We start from the raw sequence: 18,243 nt of genomic DNA on the forward strand, positions 1-18,243 counted from the left end.
CAGTTCATCCATCTGGCCTTCTTAGCGATAGTGTTAAAAAGATTTTGAACAGGCTCTAAGACGTTTATTGGGCCGGTATTCGCGGCGCGTCGCCTTTGGGCGACGCGCCGTTTTCATTTCAGCTCCGGCGGAGCAGGCGCTGGCGGGCCACCCAGGCCTGGCCCAGGCTCAGGCCGCCGTCGTTGGGCGGAAGTTGTTCCGCGGTCAGCGGGCGCAGGCCGGCCTGCTCCAGCCGCGGCAGCAGTTGTGCCATCAGTTGGCGATTGCCGCAGCAGCCGCCGGCCAGCGCCACGATGCGGGTGCCCGTGGTGCGTGCCGCCTTGATGGCCCAGTCCGCCAGCGCGGCTGCCAGCGTGGCGTGCCACAGGCTGGCGATGGCTCGGTCGTCGTCCAGTTGGCACAGATGGCGCGCAAGCGGCGTCAGGTCAAGCAGGTTGGCCTGGGTGAGCCAGCCGTCGGCTAGCGGCTCGGCTGGCTCGGCCTGAGCCTCCAGCCTTTGCGCGGCTTCGCTTTCGAAGGTTTCCACCCCGCATTGGCGGGTCAGGCCGGCGACGGCGCCGAACCAGCGGCCCAAGCTGGTGCTGTCCTGGCAGTCTCGGCGGATAGAGAGCTGTTTCTCCAATTGTTGGGCGCCGGGCTGGGCCGCCAGCCGCGGCGGCAGCGGTCCCAGTTCCAGGGTTTGCCATAAGGCCACGGCCAGTTTCCAGGGGGGCAGCCGGCTGCGTCCCACGCCGGGCAGCGGCAACGGCGAGATGTGGCCGATGCGTTCGCAGCTGTCGCCGTCCACCAGCATCATTTCACCGCCCCAGGCGCCGTTGTTGTGACCCAGGCCATAGCCGTCCAGCGCCAAGCCCAAAGCCGGTTCCGCCACGCCGTGTTCGGCCAGCACCGCGCCCAGGTGGGCATGGTGGTGCTGAACCCGGATCAGCGGCACTTCCCATTGCTTGGACAAGTGTTCGGCCAGCATGCTGGAGTAGGTGCCGGTTTCCAGGTCGCAAGCCACTGCCTGCGGAGCGACGCCGGTGAGGTCGAGCAAGTGGTCGGCCGCTTGTTGCAGCGCCTCGCAGGTCAGAGGGTGGTTGAGCGCGCCGATGTATTGCGACACGAAGGCGTCCTTGCCGCGCAGCACGGTGGCGGTGGCCTTCATATAGGCGCCCAGCGCCAGTACCGGCGGGCCGTCCAGCGTCAACGGCACCGGGTCCGGCACAAAGCCGCGAGCGCGGCGGAACAGCAGCGGCCGCCGCCGCTCCAGCGATACCACGCTATCGTCGCAACGAGTGACGATGGCGCGGTTATGCAGCAGGAAGACGTCGGCTACCTGGTTCAGCCGTTCGCGGGCCTCTTGGTTGCCGGTGACGATGGGCTCGCCGGACAAGTTGGCGCTGCTCATCACCCATAGCCGCGAGCAGGGCTGGCGCAGCCAACTGGTCCCGGGCGGGCGGCCCAGCGCTTCGTGGAACAGCAGCCATTGAAGCGGAGTGTAGGGCAGCATCACGCCCAGAGCCGACAGACCGGGTGCAATGTCCGGCAGCAGTTGGTCGGCTTCGGGTTTTTTGTTCAGCAACACGATGGGGCGTTCCGGGCGTTGCAACCAGGCGGCCTCTTCTTCGCTGACATGGCAGAGCGCGCGGATGGATTCCACGTTCAGTGCCATGATGGCCAGCGGTTTGCCGGGGCGGTGTTTGAGCTGGCGCAGCCGCGCCACCGCCGCCGGGCTGGCTGCGTCGCAGACCAGATGGAAGCCGCCCAAGCCTTTCATCGCTATGCTGCGACCCATATTGAGGATTTGCACCGCGCCCACGATGGGGTCGCCGTTCAGGCTCTGGCCAAAGCGGTCGGTCAGCTGCAGCTTGGGGCCGCACACCGGGCAGGCGGTGGGTTCGGCGTGAAAGCGGCGGCTGTTCGGGTCAAGGTATTCTTGGCGGCAGACGGGACACAGCGGAAAGGCCAGCATGCTGGTGTTGGCGCGGTCGTAGGGCAGCCGGTGGGTGACGGTGTAGCGCGGCCCGCAATCGGTGCAGTTGATGAAGGGAAAGCGGTAGCGGCGGTCGCCAGGGGTGAACAGTTCTTCCACGCAGCACGGACAAGTGGCTACGTCCGCCGGCAACCGGGCGTGGGTGACCGCGCCGCTGCTTTCTTCTATTTGAAAGCGTTGTTCGGTATCGCGCAGCGGAATATCGCGCTCCTGCAGCGCGTCGATGTGCGCCAGCGGCGGCAGGCGGGTTCGAAGCGCCTGGCGGAAGGCGCTCAGCGCCTGCGGCTCGCCTTGCAGTTCCAGCGTGACGCCTTCGCCGCTGTTTCGGACAAAGCCGGTGAGGCCGCACTCGCTGGCCGTGCGCCAGATGAAGGGACGGAAGCCGACGCCTTGAACCCGGCCCTGAACCGATAGGTGGATGCGTTGTTGGCTCATGGTGCTTGTGTCGCTGTGTGGGTGGTTGGGCTGACTATGCGCATTGCCGCCGTTCCAACAAGTGATTTTGCTGCGCCGCGCAATACCTTTGTCATTTTCATGGCGAGTTTAAATTCGCCGATTCTGTTGTCAGCCTAGCAGCCACGCTCCGCATCGCGCCTTGTTCTAGATCATGTATATGAGTATTTGACGATTTACTGAATGCAAAAGGAATGTCTTGAGGAAGAAACCGGCGGGATTTGAGAGGGGGTAAGAAGCCTCGATGCCGCTGTAGAGCGGGGCTGTTGCAATCCGACTATATGACGGCGATTTGCATCGTTATAATGCCATTTGGAATTTTTCCGTGAATAGCCCGGGTTGGATTGTTAATGTATTGCTTAAAACAGTGTATAAAAGAAATCTCTACCCCGGATATCCTGGCGTGCTCGGCGGATACGTCGCTGGCGGAGGCGGCGCGGCGCATGTTGCTGGCGGGCTGTGGTTCCATCGTGGTGCAGGACGAGGCGGGACGGCCGTTGGGGATTTGGACCGAAGCCGACGCGTTGGCGCTGGACCGGTTGGATGGCGTGGTTGGCATGAGGCCGGTGGGCGGCGCGATGAGCACGCCCTTGGTGGTACTGCCGCACGATCTGCCGGTGAGCGAGGCGGTGGCCCTGTTCCGCCAGCGCGGCATCCGTCATGCGCTGGTGGAGCAGGCCGGCAAGATGTGCGGCGTGGTGTCGCTGACCGATATCGTGTTGAGCCAGGGCAGCGAATCCTTTCTAAGCGTGCGGCGGGTGGTGGCGGACCGCGCCGCGCCCTTATGTTTGCTGGGCGCTCAGGGCTCGCCTGAAGAGGCGCTGGCCTTGATGCGGCGTCACGGCGCCACGGCTTTGGCTGTCAGTTTCGATAATGGGGACTACGGCATCCTGACCCTGCGCGATCTGCTGCGGCTGTTGGCCGAGGGACGAGCGCCGGCGACGCTGGCCGAAGCCTGCTCCTGGCCGCTGCTGGGCGTGCGCGAGGGCAGCAGCCTGTTGCAGGCCAGGCAGTTGATCCTGCAGCATAAGATTCGGCACTTGGCGGTGTACGACGTCGATGGAACGCTGCTGCAGTTGCTGGGGTTCCGCGACATTATCCAGATGGTGGAGCAGGAGTTTTTGCAGGAACTGCATTCCGCCTTGCGCGAGCGCGACGACGCGCTGCTGCATTCTCGGCGCAGCCTGTTGTTGGCGGACAAGGTGTTCGAGTCAACGCTGGAGGGCATCTTGATCACCGACGGCAACGGGGTGATCCAGATGGTGAACCCGGCGTTCAGCCGCATCACTGGTTACAGCAGCCAGGAGGCCCTGGGCCGCACGCCCGCCTTGCTCAAATCCGGCCGGCAGCCGGCGGACTTTTATCAGAAGCTGTGGCAAAGCCTGAAAGAGAGCGGGGTCTGGCAGGGCGAGGTGGTCAACCGCCGCAAGGGCGGCCTGTTGTACACCGAGCATCTGAGCATTACCGCCATCCGCGACGCGGACGGAGAATGCCTGCATTACGTGGCGGTGTTTTCCGACATCACCCAGCGCAAGCAGTCTGAGGAGCGGCTGCACTTTCTGGCCAATCACGACGCCTTGACCGGCTTGCCCAACCGGACCCTGTTCCTGGAGCGGCTGCAAGAGGCGATAGAGCGAGCGCAGCCGACGCGGGCGCAGTTCGCGCTGCTGTTCGTCGACCTGGACCGCTTCAAGCTGGTCAACGACACGCTGGGACATCATGCCGGCGACGAATTGCTGGTGCGTATCGCCTCAGTGTTGCTGCAGTATGCGCCGCCGCACTCCACCGTGGCCAGGTTGTCCGGGGACGAGTTCATCCTGTTGCTTCCGGCGGTGGAGCGTGTGACCCAGGTGGCGGCGCTGGCGCAGCAGTTGCTGGACGGCGTGACCGAACAGTCCGGCCTGACAGGCCACGAGCTGTTCATCTCCGCCAGCATCGGCATCAGCATGTATCCGGAGGACGGGGTCAGCGCGGATGCTTTGTTGGTGAACGCGGATTCCGCGATGTACCAAGCCAAAGAGCGCGGCAAGAACAATTTTCAGTTCTACACCTCGGACATGAACGCGCGGGCCATGGAGCGGCTGAAACTGGAGTACAGCCTGCACCGCGCGCTGGCGCAGGAAGAGCTGGAAGTGTGGTATCAGCCCAAGGTGGAACTGGCTACGCAGCGGGTGGTGGGGGCGGAGGCTTTGCTGCGCTGGCGCCATCCCGAACTGGGGCTGATGGCGCCCGCCAAGTTTATCCCGATCGCCGAGGACGGCTCGTTGATGGTGCCGATAGGCGAGTGGGTGCTGGACACCGCTTGCCGAGACTGGGCTCGGTGGCATGCGATGGGACTGGAGCCCGGCCGCATCGCGGTCAATGTGTCCGGCCGCCAGCTCAAGTACGGCAGCTTCGCCGACACGGTGGCGCGCACGTTGCGCCGGCATGGTCTGAATAGCGGCGAGTTGGAGCTGGAGATTACCGAAAGCGTGGCGATGGACGAGGATAGCGGCATGGTGGAGGCTTTGCAGCGCTTGCGCGAGTTGGGCGTTTATCTGTCCATCGACGATTTCGGCACCGGCTATTCCTCGCTGTCCTATTTGAAGCGGCTGCCGGTCAAGGGCTTGAAGATTGATCGTTCCTTCATCATGGACCTGCACCATGACGGCGACGACGCCGCCATCACCAGCGCCATCATTTCGATAGGCCGCAGTCTGGGGTTGGAACTGGTGGCCGAGGGCGTGGAACTGGAGTCGCAGCGTGATTTCCTGCTGCGGCAGGGCTGCCGGCTGGGCCAGGGCTATCTATTCAGCAAGCCGTTGCCGCGAGCCGAGTTCGAAGCGCTGCTGGCGGCGCGGATGTGAAAAACGGCGCCCGCGATGGGCGCCGTTGTCTTGTGTCGGTTTTAAGCCAGGCTTGAGTTTAACCGCCGATTTTGTCGCGGCCGCCAAAGTAAGGCCGCAGCACCGCCGGGATGGTCACGCTGCCGTCGGCGTTCTGGTAGTTTTCCAGCACCGCCACCAGGGTGCGTCCCACCGCCAGGCCGGAGCCGTTCAGCGTGTGCACCAGCTGGTTCTTGCCGTTTTCGTCCTTGTAGCGCGCCATCATCCGGCGCGACTGGAAGGACTCGCAGTTGGAGCAGCTGGAGATTTCGCGATAGGTGTTCTGCGCCGGCAGCCAGACTTCCAGATCGTAAGTCTTGGCGGCGCCGAAGCCCATGTCGCCGGTGCACAGCGTGATCACGCGGTAGGGCAGTTCCAGCGCCTTGAGGATGTTCTCGGCGTGGCTGACCATTTCCTCCAGCGCGGCGTAGGAGTCTTCCGGCTTCTCGATGCGCACCATTTCCACCTTGTCGAACTGGTGCTGGCGGATCATGCCGCGGGTGTCGCGGCCGTAGCTGCCGGCTTCGGAACGGAAGCAGGGCGAATGCGCGGTCAGTTTCAGCGGCAGTTCCTCTGCCTTGAGGATGCTGTTGCTGACGGTGTTGGTCAGCGTGATTTCCGAGGTGGAGATCAGGTACTGGTCCACATTGCCTTCTTCGCCGCCCTTGGTCACCTTGAACATGTCTTCGGCGAACTTGGGCAACTGGCCGGTGCCCAGCAGCGCGCTGTCGTTGACGATGTAGGGAGTGTAATGCTCGACGTAGCCGTGATCGCCGGTATGGGTGTTCAGCATGAACTGGGCGATAGCGCGGTGCAGCCGGGCGATGTCGCCCTTGAGCACGGTGAAGCGCGCGCCGGACAGCTTGGCGCCGGTATCAAAGTCCAGGCCCAGCGGCGCGCCGACGTCGACATGGTCTTTGACCTCGAAGTCGAACTGGCGCGGCACGCCGACGCGGCGCACTTCCACATTGTCGTTTTCGTCCTTGCCCGCCGGCACCGATTCGTGCGGCAGGTTGGGGATGGACATTAGCCAGGCGTCCAACTGCTTTTGCACCGCGTCGAAGCCTTGCTCGGCGGCTTTCAATTCGTCGCCCAGCGTCGCCACTTCGGCCAGGATGGCTGACACGTCTTCGCCCTTGCCCTTGGCCACGCCGATCTGCTTGGAGGAGGCGTTGCGCTTGGCTTGCAGTTCCTGCATGCGGGTTTGCAGGGATTTGCGTTCGGACTCCAGCTGGTTGAAGGCTGCGGTGTCTAGGGTATAGCCGCGGCCGGCCAGACGGGCGGCGACGGCTTCGATGTCGTTGCGAAGCAGATTGATGTCGAGCATGGTTAGGTTGGTCCTGTTTCTTTCACTTATTCGGAGTCTTGCTGGGCGTCGTCGTCGAGCTGACGCAGGAAATCCAGCTTGTCCCGTATTTTGCTTTCCAGTCCGCGCGGAGTCGGATGATACCAGCGCATGTCCTCTATTCCTTCCGGCAGATAGGTCTCGCCGGCGGCGTAGGCATGGGGTTCGTCGTGGGCGTAACGGTATTCGTGGCCGTAGCCCAACTCCTTCATCAGCCGAGTGGGCGCATTGCGCAAGTGTACCGGCACCGGCCGGGATTTGTCCTGTTTGATGAAGGCGCGGGCCTCATTATACGCCTTGTACCCGGCGTTGCTCTTGGCGGCTACGGCCAAATACAGCGCGGCTTGAGCCAGCGCAAGTTCGCCTTCCGGGCTGCCCAGCCGTTCATATGTGGCGGCGGCGTCGTTGGCGATCTGCATCGCGCGCGGGTCGGCCAGGCCGATATCCTCCCAGGCCATGCGCACCAGCCGGCGCGCCAGGTAGCGCGCGTCGGCGCCGCCGTCCAGCATCCGCGTCAGCCAGTACAGCGCCGCGTCCGGATTGGAGCCGCGCACCGATTTGTGCAGCGCGGAGATCTGGTCGTAGAAATCGTCTCCGCCCTTGTCGAAGCGACGCGCGTTGACGGTCAGTACCTCGGACAGAAAGTCGCGGTCTATCTGGCCGGTCTTGCGGGCGTAGGCGGCGGTGCGGGTTTGCTCCAGCAGGTTGAGGAAGCGGCGGGCGTCGCCGTCGGCGTAGCCGGTCAGCGTATCGATGGCGGCATCGTCGAAGCTCAGCCCCTCCAGCGCGCCGTTGGCGGCGGCCCGTTCGAACAACTGGCGCAGCTCTTCTTCGTCCAGGCTGTTCAGCACATAGACCTGGGCGCGCGACAGCAGCGCGGAGTTGACCTCGAAGGAGGGGTTTTCCGTGGTGGCGCCGATGAAGGTGAGCAGGCCGGATTCGACAAAGGGCAGGAAGGCGTCCTGCTGGCTCTTGTTGAAGCGGTGCACTTCGTCGACGAACAGAATGGTGTGGCGGCCGGAGCGCTGCAGCGCGGCGTGCGCGCGCTCCACCGCCTCGCGGATGTCCTTGACGCCGGAGAACACTGCCGACAGCGGGATGAATTCGGCGTCGAAACTGGCGGCGAGAATGCGCGCCAGCGTGGTCTTGCCGACGCCGGGCGGGCCCCACAGAATCATCGAGTGCGGGGTGCGCGCCTCCACTGCCAGCCGCAGCGGTTTGCCAGGGCCGATCAAGTGCCGTTGGCCGATCACCTCGTCGAGGCGGCCGGGACGCAGCGCTTCGGCCAGCGGTTTTTTCGGTTCATGGGCAAACAGATCGTTCATGGCGGGGTTCTGCGGCGGGGGAAATCAAAGCGACAGTATATCAGCTGAGCCGCTGGGCGCGCCTGCCGCGCGGATTTGTTGCAGCGCAAAAAAATATGGCGTTGGCGGATGATTGCTGGCAAATTTTTCCCATTGCCATGATGCAGCAAACAGCTGGGAGACAGAAATGCAAGCAGTAGATACCGGCCGCCTGATTTTGCGGCCTTTCAAGGAGGATGATCTGGACGCTTTTTACCGGCTTGGTACCGTGGCCGAGGCCATCCGCTATGTCGGCAACACGCCCTTTGGCTCGCCCGAGCAAGCTTTGCAGGCAATGCGCGACGGCCCGCTAGCGGATTATGAGCGGCATGGTTTTGGCCGAGTGGCCTGCGTGTGGAAGGATAGCGGCGAGGTAATAGGCTTCAGTGGCCTGAAATACATGGCGGCGGTGGACGCGGTGGAACTGGGCTATCGCTTTCTGCCGGAGTACTGGGGTTTGGGCCTGGCCACCGAGTCTGGCCGCGCCTGTCTGCGCCTGGCGCGGGATGTTTACGCGCTGGACCGGCTGGTGGGCTTGGTGCATCCGGACAACGCCGGCTCCGCGCGCGTGTTGAGCAAGCTGGGTTTCGCCGTGGAGGGGCGGGTGAGCCTGGACTTCATTCCGGACACGCCGGTGGATTTGTTCGCCAGGCGTTTGCTGTCCGACGAGGTTTTCTGAGAAAGGGCCTGGCGGCCGAAACGCTCTTGGCCGATACCGCCGCGCCGAATCGTGCAACCCGCTATTTCAGAGGGTTTTTTCATTGGATGCCGGCTTCGTAAAACTTCACTGCGACTATGGATTTGACGCGCGTCAAATGCGCTTGTGGTTGCGCATGACATGGCTGAATGGTGATGCATAGAATCTCATCGTGATAATTTTTTTGTCATCGCCATGAAACTGCAACTTGACGCGGAAGTGCTCGCCGATTTCGTGTCGGCCCTGTTGGGGCCGGACAGCGAAGTGGCTGTGCACGATCTATCCGATCCCAGCGCCTCGCTCAAAATCATCCGCAATGGGCATGTGTCCGGCCGCAGCGTCGGCGCCCCGGCCACCGACCTCGCCTTGTGCATGGCGCGGGAGTGCTCCGCCAAGGGGGGCGAGAACTATCGGCTGAACTACCGCAGCAAGACCCGAGGCGGAGTGTCGCTGCGTTCGTCCACCCTGGTGATCAAGGACGAGACCGGCCGCGTGCAGGCCATGCTCTGCGTCAACTCCGACGACAGCCGCTACAAGCGCGCGCTGGAGGCGGTACAGGCTCTGCTGCCGGTGGAACTGTCTCACGACTCGCATCAGGAAACCTTGTCGCTAGGCATTGATGATGTTGGCGTGGGGATTATGCAGGGCGTGCTGGAGCAATACGCGATTGATCCTACGCGCTTGTCCGGCGATGAAAAACTGGAGGTGATCAGGGAGCTGAATCAGCGGGGCTTGTTCTCTATCCGCGGATTCGTCGGCAAGGCTTCGCAGGCGTTGGAGATTTCCGAACCCACTCTTTACCGCTATCTGAAGCAGTGCCGCGACTGAGGGCTTCCGATACGCGTCCGAGAATCCTTTCACGCGCTGTTGGCGCAACGCGGCGGGGAAACCCAAGCATCCGGTTGGCGCCGGAGGGCTTGAGACAGTAGATGAACCACTAAAGGAACAACGAGTATGGACATCACCCAAGTGGGCGTCAAGCCCAGGGCAAGCGCTGCCGAGCGCGCGGGAATGAGCGAGGCGGAATGGCGGGAGGCGGAATGGCGGGAGGCGGAATGGCGGGAGGCGGTGCGTTTCGACGGCATCGACCGCGGTTGGGTCGTGATGAGCATAGGCATGGCGATAGGCGCCGGCATCGTGTTCCTGCCGGTGCAGGTGGGGTTGATGGGGCTGTGGGTGTTCTTGCTCTCCTCCGTTATCGGTTATCCGGCGATGTATTTGTTCCAGCGTCTGTTCATCAACACCTTGGCGGAGTCGCCGGAGTGCAAGGATTACCCCAGCGTGATCAGCGGCTATCTGGGCAAGAACTGGGGCATTCTGCTGGGGGCGCTCTACTTCATCATGCTGGTGATCTGGGTTTTTGTGTATTCAACCGCCATCACTAACGACAGCGCCTCCTTTCTGCACAGCTTCGGCGTGACCGAGACGCTGCTGTCCGCCAATCCCTTCTATGGCTTGGGGCTGATCTGCCTGCTGGTGGCGCTGGCTTCCCGTGGCGAGCAACTGCTATTCAAGATTTCCACCGGCATGGTGTTGACCAAGCTGGGCGTGGTGGCGGTGCTGGGCCTGGCCATGGTTTCGGAATGGCGAATGGTCAATGTGGGCGCTTTCCCCTCGCTGGGCAGCCTGATCAAGGACGCCATCGTCATGCTGCCGTTCACGCTGACCTCCATCCTGTTCATTCAAAGCCTGAGCCCGATGGTGATTTCCTACCGCGCGCGGGAAAAGTCGCGGAAAGTGGCGCAGTACAAGGCAATGCGGGCGATGAACATCGCCTTCGGCATCCTCTTTGTTACCGTCTTTTTCTACGCGGTGTCCTTTACCTTGGCGATGGGGCACGAACAGGCGGTCAAGGCCTCGCATGAAAACATTTCCGCTTTGGCCATGGTGGCCAGCAGCATGCCGGGCGATATGGTGAAGCTGTTCAGCCTGATCCTGAATATTTTTGCGGTGATGACCGCGTATTTTGGCGTTTATCTGGGCTTCCGCGAGGCCTGCCAGGGCCTGGCGATGAATCTGCTGCGCCGGGTGATGCCGGAGGAGCGCATCCGACCCGAGTGGGTGGCCAAGGGCATCATGGTGTTCACCGTCTTGCTGTCCTGGGGCGCCATCGTGCTGAACGCGCCGGTGCTGAGCTTCACTTCGATCTGCAGCCCGGTTTTTGGCTTGGTGGGCTGTTTGATCCCGGCCTATCTGGTTTACCAAGTGCCCTTCCTGCACAAATACAAGGGCGCCGCGCTCAAGATCATCATCGCCACCGGCCTTTTGCTCTGCGTGTCGCCGTTCCTGGCTTTCTCCTGATTTTCGCCGCCGGCCCGCCTTGTGGGCGGCGGCAAGACATTTACTTGATTTGAAAGCGTAATCATTATGTGTACACCAACTCTCAACACCGATCTGTGGCCGAAGTTCGTCAAGGCGGCGCGCGCGGAAGTGGCGCCGGCGCTGGGTTGCACCGAGCCGATTTCATTGGCCCTGGCCTGTGCCATCGCCGCCAAGACGCTGGGCCGCGCGCCGGAACGCATCGAAGCGCGGGTTTCGCCCAATCTGATGAAGAACGGCATGGGCGTGACGGTGCCGGGCACTGGCGCGGTGGGCTTGCAGATCGCCGCCGCGGTGGGCGCGCTAGGAGGCGACCCGGACGGCAAGCTGGAGGTGCTAAAGGGTTTGAGCGGCGAAGTGGTGGATGCCGCCAAACGCATGCTCGCCGAGCAGCGCGTGACGCTGAGCATCGCGGACGTGCCGAATATCCTGTATTCGGAAGCCCGAGTGTTCGCCGGCGACGAGACGGCACGGGTCTGTATCGCGGACTCTCACACTAATGTGGTGCTGATCGAGCGCAATGGCGCGGCGTTGTTCCGCGCTGAACTCGAGAGTTCCGGCCAGGCCGGCGCCGCGTACGACTTTTCCGACGCGACGGCGCGGGATGTTTACGACTTCGCCACCCAGGCTCCGCTGGAGGCGATGGATTTCATCCACGAGGCGGCCACGCTGAACGAGGCGCTGTCGCGAGCGGGCATGGGGGGACAGTTTGGCCTGCACATTGGCGCAACCCTGCACAAGCAGGTGAGCGCCGGATTGTTGTCGGACAATCTGTTGACCCGCATCCTCACCCGCACCACCGCGGCGTCCGACGCCCGCATGGGCGGCGCCACCCTGCCGGCGATGAGCAACTCCGGCTCCGGAAATCAGGGCATTGCCGCTACCATGCCGGTGGTGGTGGTGGCCGAGCATGTCGGCGCCGATCGCGAGGGGCTGACGCGAGCGCTGATGCTGTCGCACTTGATGGCCATTTATATTCACGCCCGGCTGCCCAAGCTGTCCGCGCTGTGCGCGGTCACTACCGCGTCCATGGGCGCGGCGGCGGGGATGGCTCAGTTGCTGGGCGGCGGCTACGCGGTGGCGGGCATGGCCATTTCCAGCATGATAGGCGACTTGGCCGGCATGATTTGCGACGGCGCGTCCAATAGCTGCGCGATGAAGGTGTCCACTTCGGCGGGGTCAGCTTACAAGGCGGTACTGATGGCGCTGGACGGCGTGTGCGTGGCGGGCAGCGACGGCATTGTGGAATGTGAGCTGGACGCCTCCATCGCCAACCTGGGCAAGCTGGCCAGCCAGGGAATGGTGCAGACTGATGCGCAGATTCTGAAAATCATGATGGACAAGCAAACCGCCGCCAGTGCTTGATCCCATCACGCTAAATCCAACGCCCTCGACGAGTCTGCGCTTCGAGGGCGTTTTTCATGGCCTGCGTTTGTGATTCGGGAGCGTGCTTGCCGGCTAAGGCTCAAGCGGCTGGGGAAGCAGAGTGTTTATACGAAGCATGAGCAAGCTTGTTTTAACGATGTATCGCTGAAGCGCAGCAAGTTTTGAACAGGTTCCGAGGAACAGTTTGGAGCTTGGGCGGGACAAAGATAATGCAAGATAAACGGAAAACAGCGTGTTGAGCCGAGCCGCTTTGCTACGACGGTAGGGAGGGCTTAGCCCAAGCGTTTTGCAAGAGGTATGGGTACAATCAGGGTTGGTGCGAAAGGAGAGACTCGAACTCTCACGCCTTGCGGCGCTGGAACCTAAATCCAGTGCGTCTACCAATTCCGCCACTTTCGCTTTGATGCCGCTTGCAAATTAAAACAACCGTCCTCATTTGCAAGGGAGTGCAAGAATACCCGAAGCGTTTGCGCGACGCAAGCCGGGCCGCCGGGAAACTTATTGCCACAGCGGCTGTCACTGTCGGTACAATTTGATAAAAATCCCTTTGGAGAAAGGCTTACATTATGCACCCGAACCTTGAGACGGCCTATCAGACGACCGGTATGGCCGAGGTACGCCATAAGGTTCTTCGCAATACTTATGGTTTGCTGGGCCTGTCGATGATTCCCACGGTGATGGGAGCCATCGTCGGCACCAATATGAATTTCGGCTTCCTGGCCGGCAGCCCCATCATCGGCATGCTGGCGATCCTGGCCGTATTCTACGGCTTGGTGTTCGCCATCGAGAAAAACCGCTACAGCTCGGCTGGTGTGTTTCTGATGCTGGGTTTCACTTTCCTGATGGGCTTGCTGTTGGGGCCCTTGCTGCAACTGGCGTTCAAGTTTTCCAACGGCGGCCAGCTGATTATGACCGCGGGCGCGGCCACCGCGCTGGTGTTCTTCGTGATGGCGGGCATTGCCACCACCACCAAGCGCGATCTGAGCGGCCTGGGCAACTTCCTCACCGTGGGCGCCATCGTGCTGATGGTAGCGGTGGTGGCCAACATCTTCCTGCGCATGCCGGCTTTCCATCTGATGATTTCCGCGGCTTTCGCGCTGTTCAGCTCGCTGATGATTCTGTGGCAGGTCAAGGTGGTGGTGGACGGCGGCGAGGACAGCTACATTTCCGCGGCGTTGTCGATCTACATCAGCATTTACAACCTGTTCACCAGCTTGTTGCAACTGTTGCTGGCTTTTGCCGGAGAACGCGACTAAACCTCGCGTCGGCATCGTCTTCCAATCCAAAACGCCCCGTCCGGGGCGTTTTTTATTTGTTCCTTTTTCTTCTCTTTCTTAGTGCTTCTGTCTGACAAATCCTGACGTTCTTCTCTGGGTCTGGCTGTGTTTATGGGCGACTGGCCGCTGCGCCGTCGGCTACGGTAATTGTTGGATGTTTCATGCTAAGCGGTTGATTTTGACATCATTTTTCCTGGTTTGTTGCTTCCTTTTGTCATATTTGTGAATGGGAATTATTGCATTTTGTATTATGAAGTTTTTATATACGATAAAAATAAATAGGACTTTGGCATTTTCGATTTTGATGGTTCACTGCTTGGGCGGATGCCGCTTGGGCCGGCCGGAGCGCGGAGGTGGAGGCCGCCCTGACGGCCCGGCGCGAGCGCCGACGCAGGTTCGCCGCAAGGCGACCGGGTAAGGATGGCTTGGCCTTCCGAAACCGGACGCCAGCGCGGGACCGAGGATTTCGCCGCCGCTGGCAGGCGGGGGCGAATGGCTGAGAGCGATGGGGTGGCAGCCCCGGACTCACGGCGGTTTTTCTCAATAGACCGTAGTTTCGACACTTAGGAGATGCAATGCGTATCCATATCACGGTGGGCGCGGTTTCGTTGGCCCTGGCGTCCCTGGCCGGTCAGGCCGCAACGCCCTTGCAGCCGGGAGACCCGCTGGTGTCCCAGCAATGGTTCCTGCAAAACACGGGGCAGAACGCGTTTTCGCAACGCGGCGGCGTGGCCGGCATTGATCTGAATCTGGCGCTCAGCCATTCGCGCAGCATCCAGGGGCGCGGCGTGACAGTGACCGTCATCGACGACGGCCTGGAGATCCGCCACCCGGACTTGGCGGGCAATGTGGTGCCCGGCTCCAAGAATCTGGCGAACAATAGCGACGACCCGACCCCCAGCGCGGCCACCGACAGCCACGGCACCGCCGTGGCCGGCATCGCCGCCGCGGTGGGCTTCAACAATCTGGGAGGCCGCGGCGTGGCGCCGGCGGCCAGTTTGAACGGCTTCAACTGGCTGAAGGCGCAGACCACCGCCGGTTGGATGCTGTCGCACGGCAAATCGCCGAGCGACGGCGCCGGCCAGTCGTCCACCAGCTCCCGCGTGTTCAACCAGAGCTACGGCAGCTCGGCGATCCGCTCGATTCCGGGCAATCCGGACACTGATATGTCGTTGCGAGTGCGAGACGAAGCGCACGAGGACGTCAGCCTGCGCAGCAACGGCGGCAAGGGCGCGGTGTTCGTCAAGTCGGCGGGCAACGCCTACGTCAGCTTCCAATCCGGCTCGGACAATGACGGCAAACCCACTTATGTCTTGGCCAAGGCCGGCAACGACGGTCTGCCGATTCAGGACTCCAACCTGACCACCGACAACAGCAACTACTGGAACGTGGTGGTGTCGGCGCTGAACGCCGACGGCGTGCGTTCGTCCTACTCCTCGGTGGGCGCCAACGTTCTGCTGACTTCCCCTGGCGGCGAGTACGGCACTGCCAGCCCGGCGATGGTGACCACCGATCTGGTGGGGTGCGACCGCGGCTCCAACTCCACGTTGCGTCCGTCCACCAATCAGTTGCACGGCGGCACCGCGCTGGACCCTAATTGCGATTATCGCGGCACCATGAACGGCACTTCCGCCGCGGCGCCGGCGGCTTCAGGTTCATTCGCGTTGCTGATGTCGGCTTATCCCAGCCTGAGCGCGCGTGATGTGCGCGATCTGCTGATCAAATCGGCGCGTAAAGTGGATGCCAATCATGCCGGCGTGACCCTGGCCTTCAAGGACGCCAAGGGGGGCGCGCACAGCTACCAGGCTTTGCCGGGGTGGCAGAACAACGCCGCCGGTCTCGCCTTCCATCCGTTCTACGGCTTTGGCCTGATCGATGTGGACAAGGCGGTGGAGCTGGGCCGCACTCATAAGCCGCTGACGGCGCTGGAGAAGACGCGCTGGCAGACGGTGTCGGTGATGAAGGCGATTCCAGACGCCAGCGAAGCCGGTCTGGACAGCGTGTACACCCACGCCGAGGATTTGACGGTGGAAGCGGTGCAAGTGCTGGTGGACGCCAAGCACGGCCGCGCCAACGACCTGGCGGTGGAACTGATTTCGCCGGCGGGTACCCGCTCGGTATTGCTGTCGCCGCGCACCGGCCTGGTGAACGAGAGTTACGGCCTGAACCAGCAGCGTTTGTTGTCCAACCACTTTTACGGCGAATCGGCGCGCGGTCAATGGCGGCTGCGCGTGATCGACACCAACGGCGCCGAGTACTATTACGACTACCGGGACGCTAAGGGCCAGAGCACGCTGAGCCTGCCCAACGCCGCCGGCACCCTGCGGTCTTGGTCCATCCGCTTCATCGGCCACAAAGGAGCATAACGATGAAACATTCCCTGATTTTGGCCGGCCTGCTGGCCTTGGCCGCCGGCGCTCAGGCCGCCGACGTTCCGTCCTTCAAGCAGAAGCCGGGCGGCCAGCCGCTGGTGATCAACGGCAAGACCTATTACAAACAAGCGGCTCCGGCCGGCAAGCTGCCGCAGGGCGTCAGCGCCCGCTCGGCGGCGAGCGAAGGCGGTGTGACGCTGAAGCGCGGCGACGTGCTGCGTTCCGAAGGGGAACTGGCTCCGTCCAGGGTCAGCGGCGTGGTGATGGTGAAGCTGGCTTCGCCGCGAGACGAGGCCGCGGTGGCGCGCGACCATAGCCTGAGCGTGCGTTACCGCACTCAAAGCGTGGTGGTGTTCGACGCGCCGGCCCAGGTCGAGTTGCTGTCCTTGCAACAGCGCCTGTCCGCGGACAAGCGGGTGAAGCAAGTGCAGTTGGAGGTATTCAGTAATAGCGAGTTGCCGCAATAAGGGCGTTCGCGGGCGAGAGCCTGTTCAAAGGACGACGCCGGCCCTGGGCCGGCGTTTTTCATGCCGTGGCGTTTTGCGTCTGAAGGTGGCGGGTGTTTTGGCCCAGATCCTCCAGCAAGCGGTCCAGCCGGGCGATGGCGTCCGCGATGGCCTGGGTTTCGCCGGATAGGCTGCGGGTGGATTCGCCCACCGCGGTGATGTCGTTGGCGAACTGGGCGAAGCCGCGGTTTTGATTGGCTTCCGCCTGCGACATCTGGCTGAGCAAGCTGGCCAGCTCGCCGGTTTCGCCTATGATGCCGGATAGCTTGCGCTGTGCGTCCAGCGAGTTGTCGCGGCCCGCTTGCATCTGCTGATTGCCGTCCCGCATCGCGACGAGCGCCTGGTTGGTGCCGTCGACGATCAGCCGGATTTTCTGTTCTATGTCCAGAGTGGCGTTCTGGGTGCGCTCGGCTAGTTTGCGCACCTCGTCGGCCACCACCGCGAAGCCGCGGCCCAGCTCTCCGGCGCGCGCCGCCTCGATGGCGGCGTTGAGCGCCAGGAGGTTGGTTTGGTCGGCGATGTCGCGGATCAGTTGCACGATGCCGCTGACTTCTGCGCTGCGCTCGCCCAGCTGTTCCAGCCGGCCGGAGGCCAACGCGATCACTTCGCCGGCCTTGCTCAACTGCCTGACCGCCTGGTCCATCGCTTCGCCGCCCCCCAAGGCCGCTTGGCCGGCGGTGTGCGCCAGCTGAGTGGCCGTCACCGATTGCTCGGCGTTCTGGCTGGTGACCACCGCCATTTGTTGGGCGATCACCACCATGTCTTCCGAGCGTTCGCGCTGGCTGGCCATGGTTTCGGCCATATTGCCGGTGCTGCCGGCGATATCGCGGCTGGCGCTGGAAGCGGCCTGGATGGACTCGGTCAACTGAGCCATCAGCTGCCGCATCGCTTGTTGAGCTTGTTCCGCCTCGCGCCGCGCGCCTTCCAGTTTCTCAAAGCTTTTGACCTTGGCCTTGTCGAAGGCCAGCGCCAGGGCCAGCACCACTAGCGACAAGCCGGCCAGCGATTTGGCCTGCAGCTTGGGGATTTCGGCGTGTGGAATCGGGTTGGCGGGCAGCAGTCCCTTGGCGCTCAACCACAGGAACAGGCCGATGGCGGCCGCGGTCAGTCCCAGCCAGACCATGCCGGAGACGCGGGTGGCGACGAAGACGGCGGTGAAGGGAATAGCGGCGAACCAGACGATGCTGGTGGACTGGATGCCGCCGTTGACGTAGACCATCCAGCACACCATCGCGTACATGCAGCTGGTGATGAATTCCGCGCTGAAGCGCACCGCGCCGCTCAGTTTGAGCAGAAGCGGCCCCAGCAGCAGGCCCAGGCCGCCCAGCGCGATGCCGACGGCCATCGCACGGTGGCCCAGTTGCAGGTATTCGATGGCGAACAGCGGCGCCACCAGGCCGGCCAGCAGGCCGACCCCGACGACGGTACGGCCGCGGATAGCCTGTTCCGGAGATTGGCGTACGCGGTCCGGGATGAACCATTCGGTGATGGTTTGAATCGACATGGAGTGCCCCTCTGATGCGTTGTAGACGCGGCTGCGGACGCAGCTTGTTGTTGTGCGGCTTTTATGGCGCTCCAATGTAAAACAATTGTTTGAATTAACGCAATGGCATAGCCTGGCAGGGTGGAATAGGGGAGGGGAACTGTTGCGCGGAATGGCGAAACCGCCTGCCGGGAGGCGGGCGGTTGGATAGGGGGTTGGGCTT

12 protein-coding genes and 1 tRNA gene are annotated in these 18,243 nt (G+C 62.7%); 8 read left to right on the forward strand and 5 right to left on the reverse strand.

Annotated elements, in window-relative coordinates; translation table 11 throughout:
- Nucleotides 1-118: 118 nt before the first annotated feature.
- Nucleotides 119-2,410: a carbamoyltransferase HypF gene (hypF, locus tag MOV80_RS22750; protein ID WP_107731792.1), complete on the reverse strand. Its 2,292-nt coding sequence runs from the start codon at nt 2,408-2,410 to the stop codon at nt 119-121.
- 368 nt (nt 2,411-2,778) lie between these two features.
- Between hypF and MOV80_RS22755 the strand changes: the two genes are divergently transcribed.
- Nucleotides 2,779-5,274 (forward strand): EAL domain-containing protein, encoded by a 2,496-nt coding sequence (locus MOV80_RS22755; RefSeq protein WP_118268142.1) that lies wholly within the window; start codon nt 2,779-2,781, stop codon nt 5,272-5,274.
- 58 nt (nt 5,275-5,332) lie between these two features.
- Here the strand turns inward: MOV80_RS22755 and serS are convergent, their stop codons facing one another.
- The gene (gene serS, locus MOV80_RS22760) at nt 5,333-6,619 is read right to left on the reverse strand and encodes a serine--tRNA ligase (protein ID WP_118268141.1); all 1,287 of its coding nucleotides are present in this window, start codon (nt 6,617-6,619) and stop codon (nt 5,333-5,335) included.
- A 26-nt stretch (nt 6,620-6,645) separates the two neighbouring features.
- A complete protein-coding gene (locus tag MOV80_RS22765; RefSeq protein WP_043594223.1) occupies nt 6,646-7,962 on the reverse strand; it encodes a replication-associated recombination protein A in 1,317 nt (438 codons plus the stop codon).
- A 166-nt stretch (nt 7,963-8,128) separates the two neighbouring features.
- Between MOV80_RS22765 and MOV80_RS22770 the strand changes: the two genes are divergently transcribed.
- The 4 genes from MOV80_RS22770 (at nt 8,129) to MOV80_RS22785 (ending at nt 12,361) form a co-directional block, all read left to right on the forward strand.
- The gene (locus MOV80_RS22770; protein WP_019100272.1) at nt 8,129-8,659 is read left to right on the forward strand and encodes a GNAT family N-acetyltransferase; all 531 of its coding nucleotides are present in this window, start codon (nt 8,129-8,131) and stop codon (nt 8,657-8,659) included.
- 213 nt (nt 8,660-8,872) lie between these two features.
- Nucleotides 8,873-9,505, forward strand: coding sequence for a PAS domain-containing protein (locus tag MOV80_RS22775; RefSeq protein WP_019100271.1), 633 nt, complete (start codon nt 8,873-8,875; stop codon nt 9,503-9,505).
- Between the two features lie 126 nt (nt 9,506-9,631).
- Complete coding sequence (locus MOV80_RS22780; protein ID WP_249605530.1) at nt 9,632-10,978, forward strand: amino acid permease; 1,347 nt, start codon at nt 9,632-9,634, stop codon at nt 10,976-10,978.
- 66 nt (nt 10,979-11,044) lie between these two features.
- The gene (locus tag MOV80_RS22785) at nt 11,045-12,361 is read left to right on the forward strand and encodes an L-serine ammonia-lyase, iron-sulfur-dependent, subunit alpha (RefSeq protein WP_118268138.1); all 1,317 of its coding nucleotides are present in this window, start codon (nt 11,045-11,047) and stop codon (nt 12,359-12,361) included.
- Nucleotides 12,362-12,696: 335 nt separating this feature from the next.
- Here MOV80_RS22785 and MOV80_RS22790 read toward each other — a convergent pair.
- Nucleotides 12,697-12,781, reverse strand: a tRNA-Leu gene (locus MOV80_RS22790).
- Between the two features lie 167 nt (nt 12,782-12,948).
- Between MOV80_RS22790 and MOV80_RS22795 the strand changes: the two genes are divergently transcribed.
- The 3 genes from MOV80_RS22795 (at nt 12,949) to MOV80_RS22805 (ending at nt 16,498) form a co-directional block, all read left to right on the forward strand.
- Nucleotides 12,949-13,638, forward strand: a complete 690-nt coding sequence (locus MOV80_RS22795; RefSeq protein WP_039753556.1) for a Bax inhibitor-1/YccA family protein — start codon at nt 12,949-12,951, stop codon at nt 13,636-13,638.
- A gap of 596 nt (nt 13,639-14,234) precedes the next feature.
- On the forward strand, nt 14,235-16,025 hold the full coding sequence (locus MOV80_RS22800; protein WP_118268137.1) for a S8 family serine peptidase: 1,791 nt from the start codon (nt 14,235-14,237) through the stop codon (nt 16,023-16,025).
- A gap of 2 nt (nt 16,026-16,027) precedes the next feature.
- Nucleotides 16,028-16,498: a hypothetical protein gene (locus tag MOV80_RS22805; RefSeq protein ID WP_019100266.1), complete on the forward strand. Its 471-nt coding sequence runs from the start codon at nt 16,028-16,030 to the stop codon at nt 16,496-16,498.
- A 58-nt stretch (nt 16,499-16,556) separates the two neighbouring features.
- Here MOV80_RS22805 and MOV80_RS22810 read toward each other — a convergent pair whose 3' ends face one another.
- Nucleotides 16,557-18,041 (reverse strand): methyl-accepting chemotaxis protein, encoded by a 1,485-nt coding sequence (locus MOV80_RS22810; RefSeq protein WP_019100265.1) that lies wholly within the window; start codon nt 18,039-18,041, stop codon nt 16,557-16,559.
- Nucleotides 18,042-18,243: the final 202 nt, after the last annotated feature.

The organism is Chromobacterium sp. IRSSSOUMB001 (genome assembly GCF_023507765.1).
GTDB lineage: Bacteria > Pseudomonadota > Gammaproteobacteria > Burkholderiales > Chromobacteriaceae > Chromobacterium > Chromobacterium haemolyticum.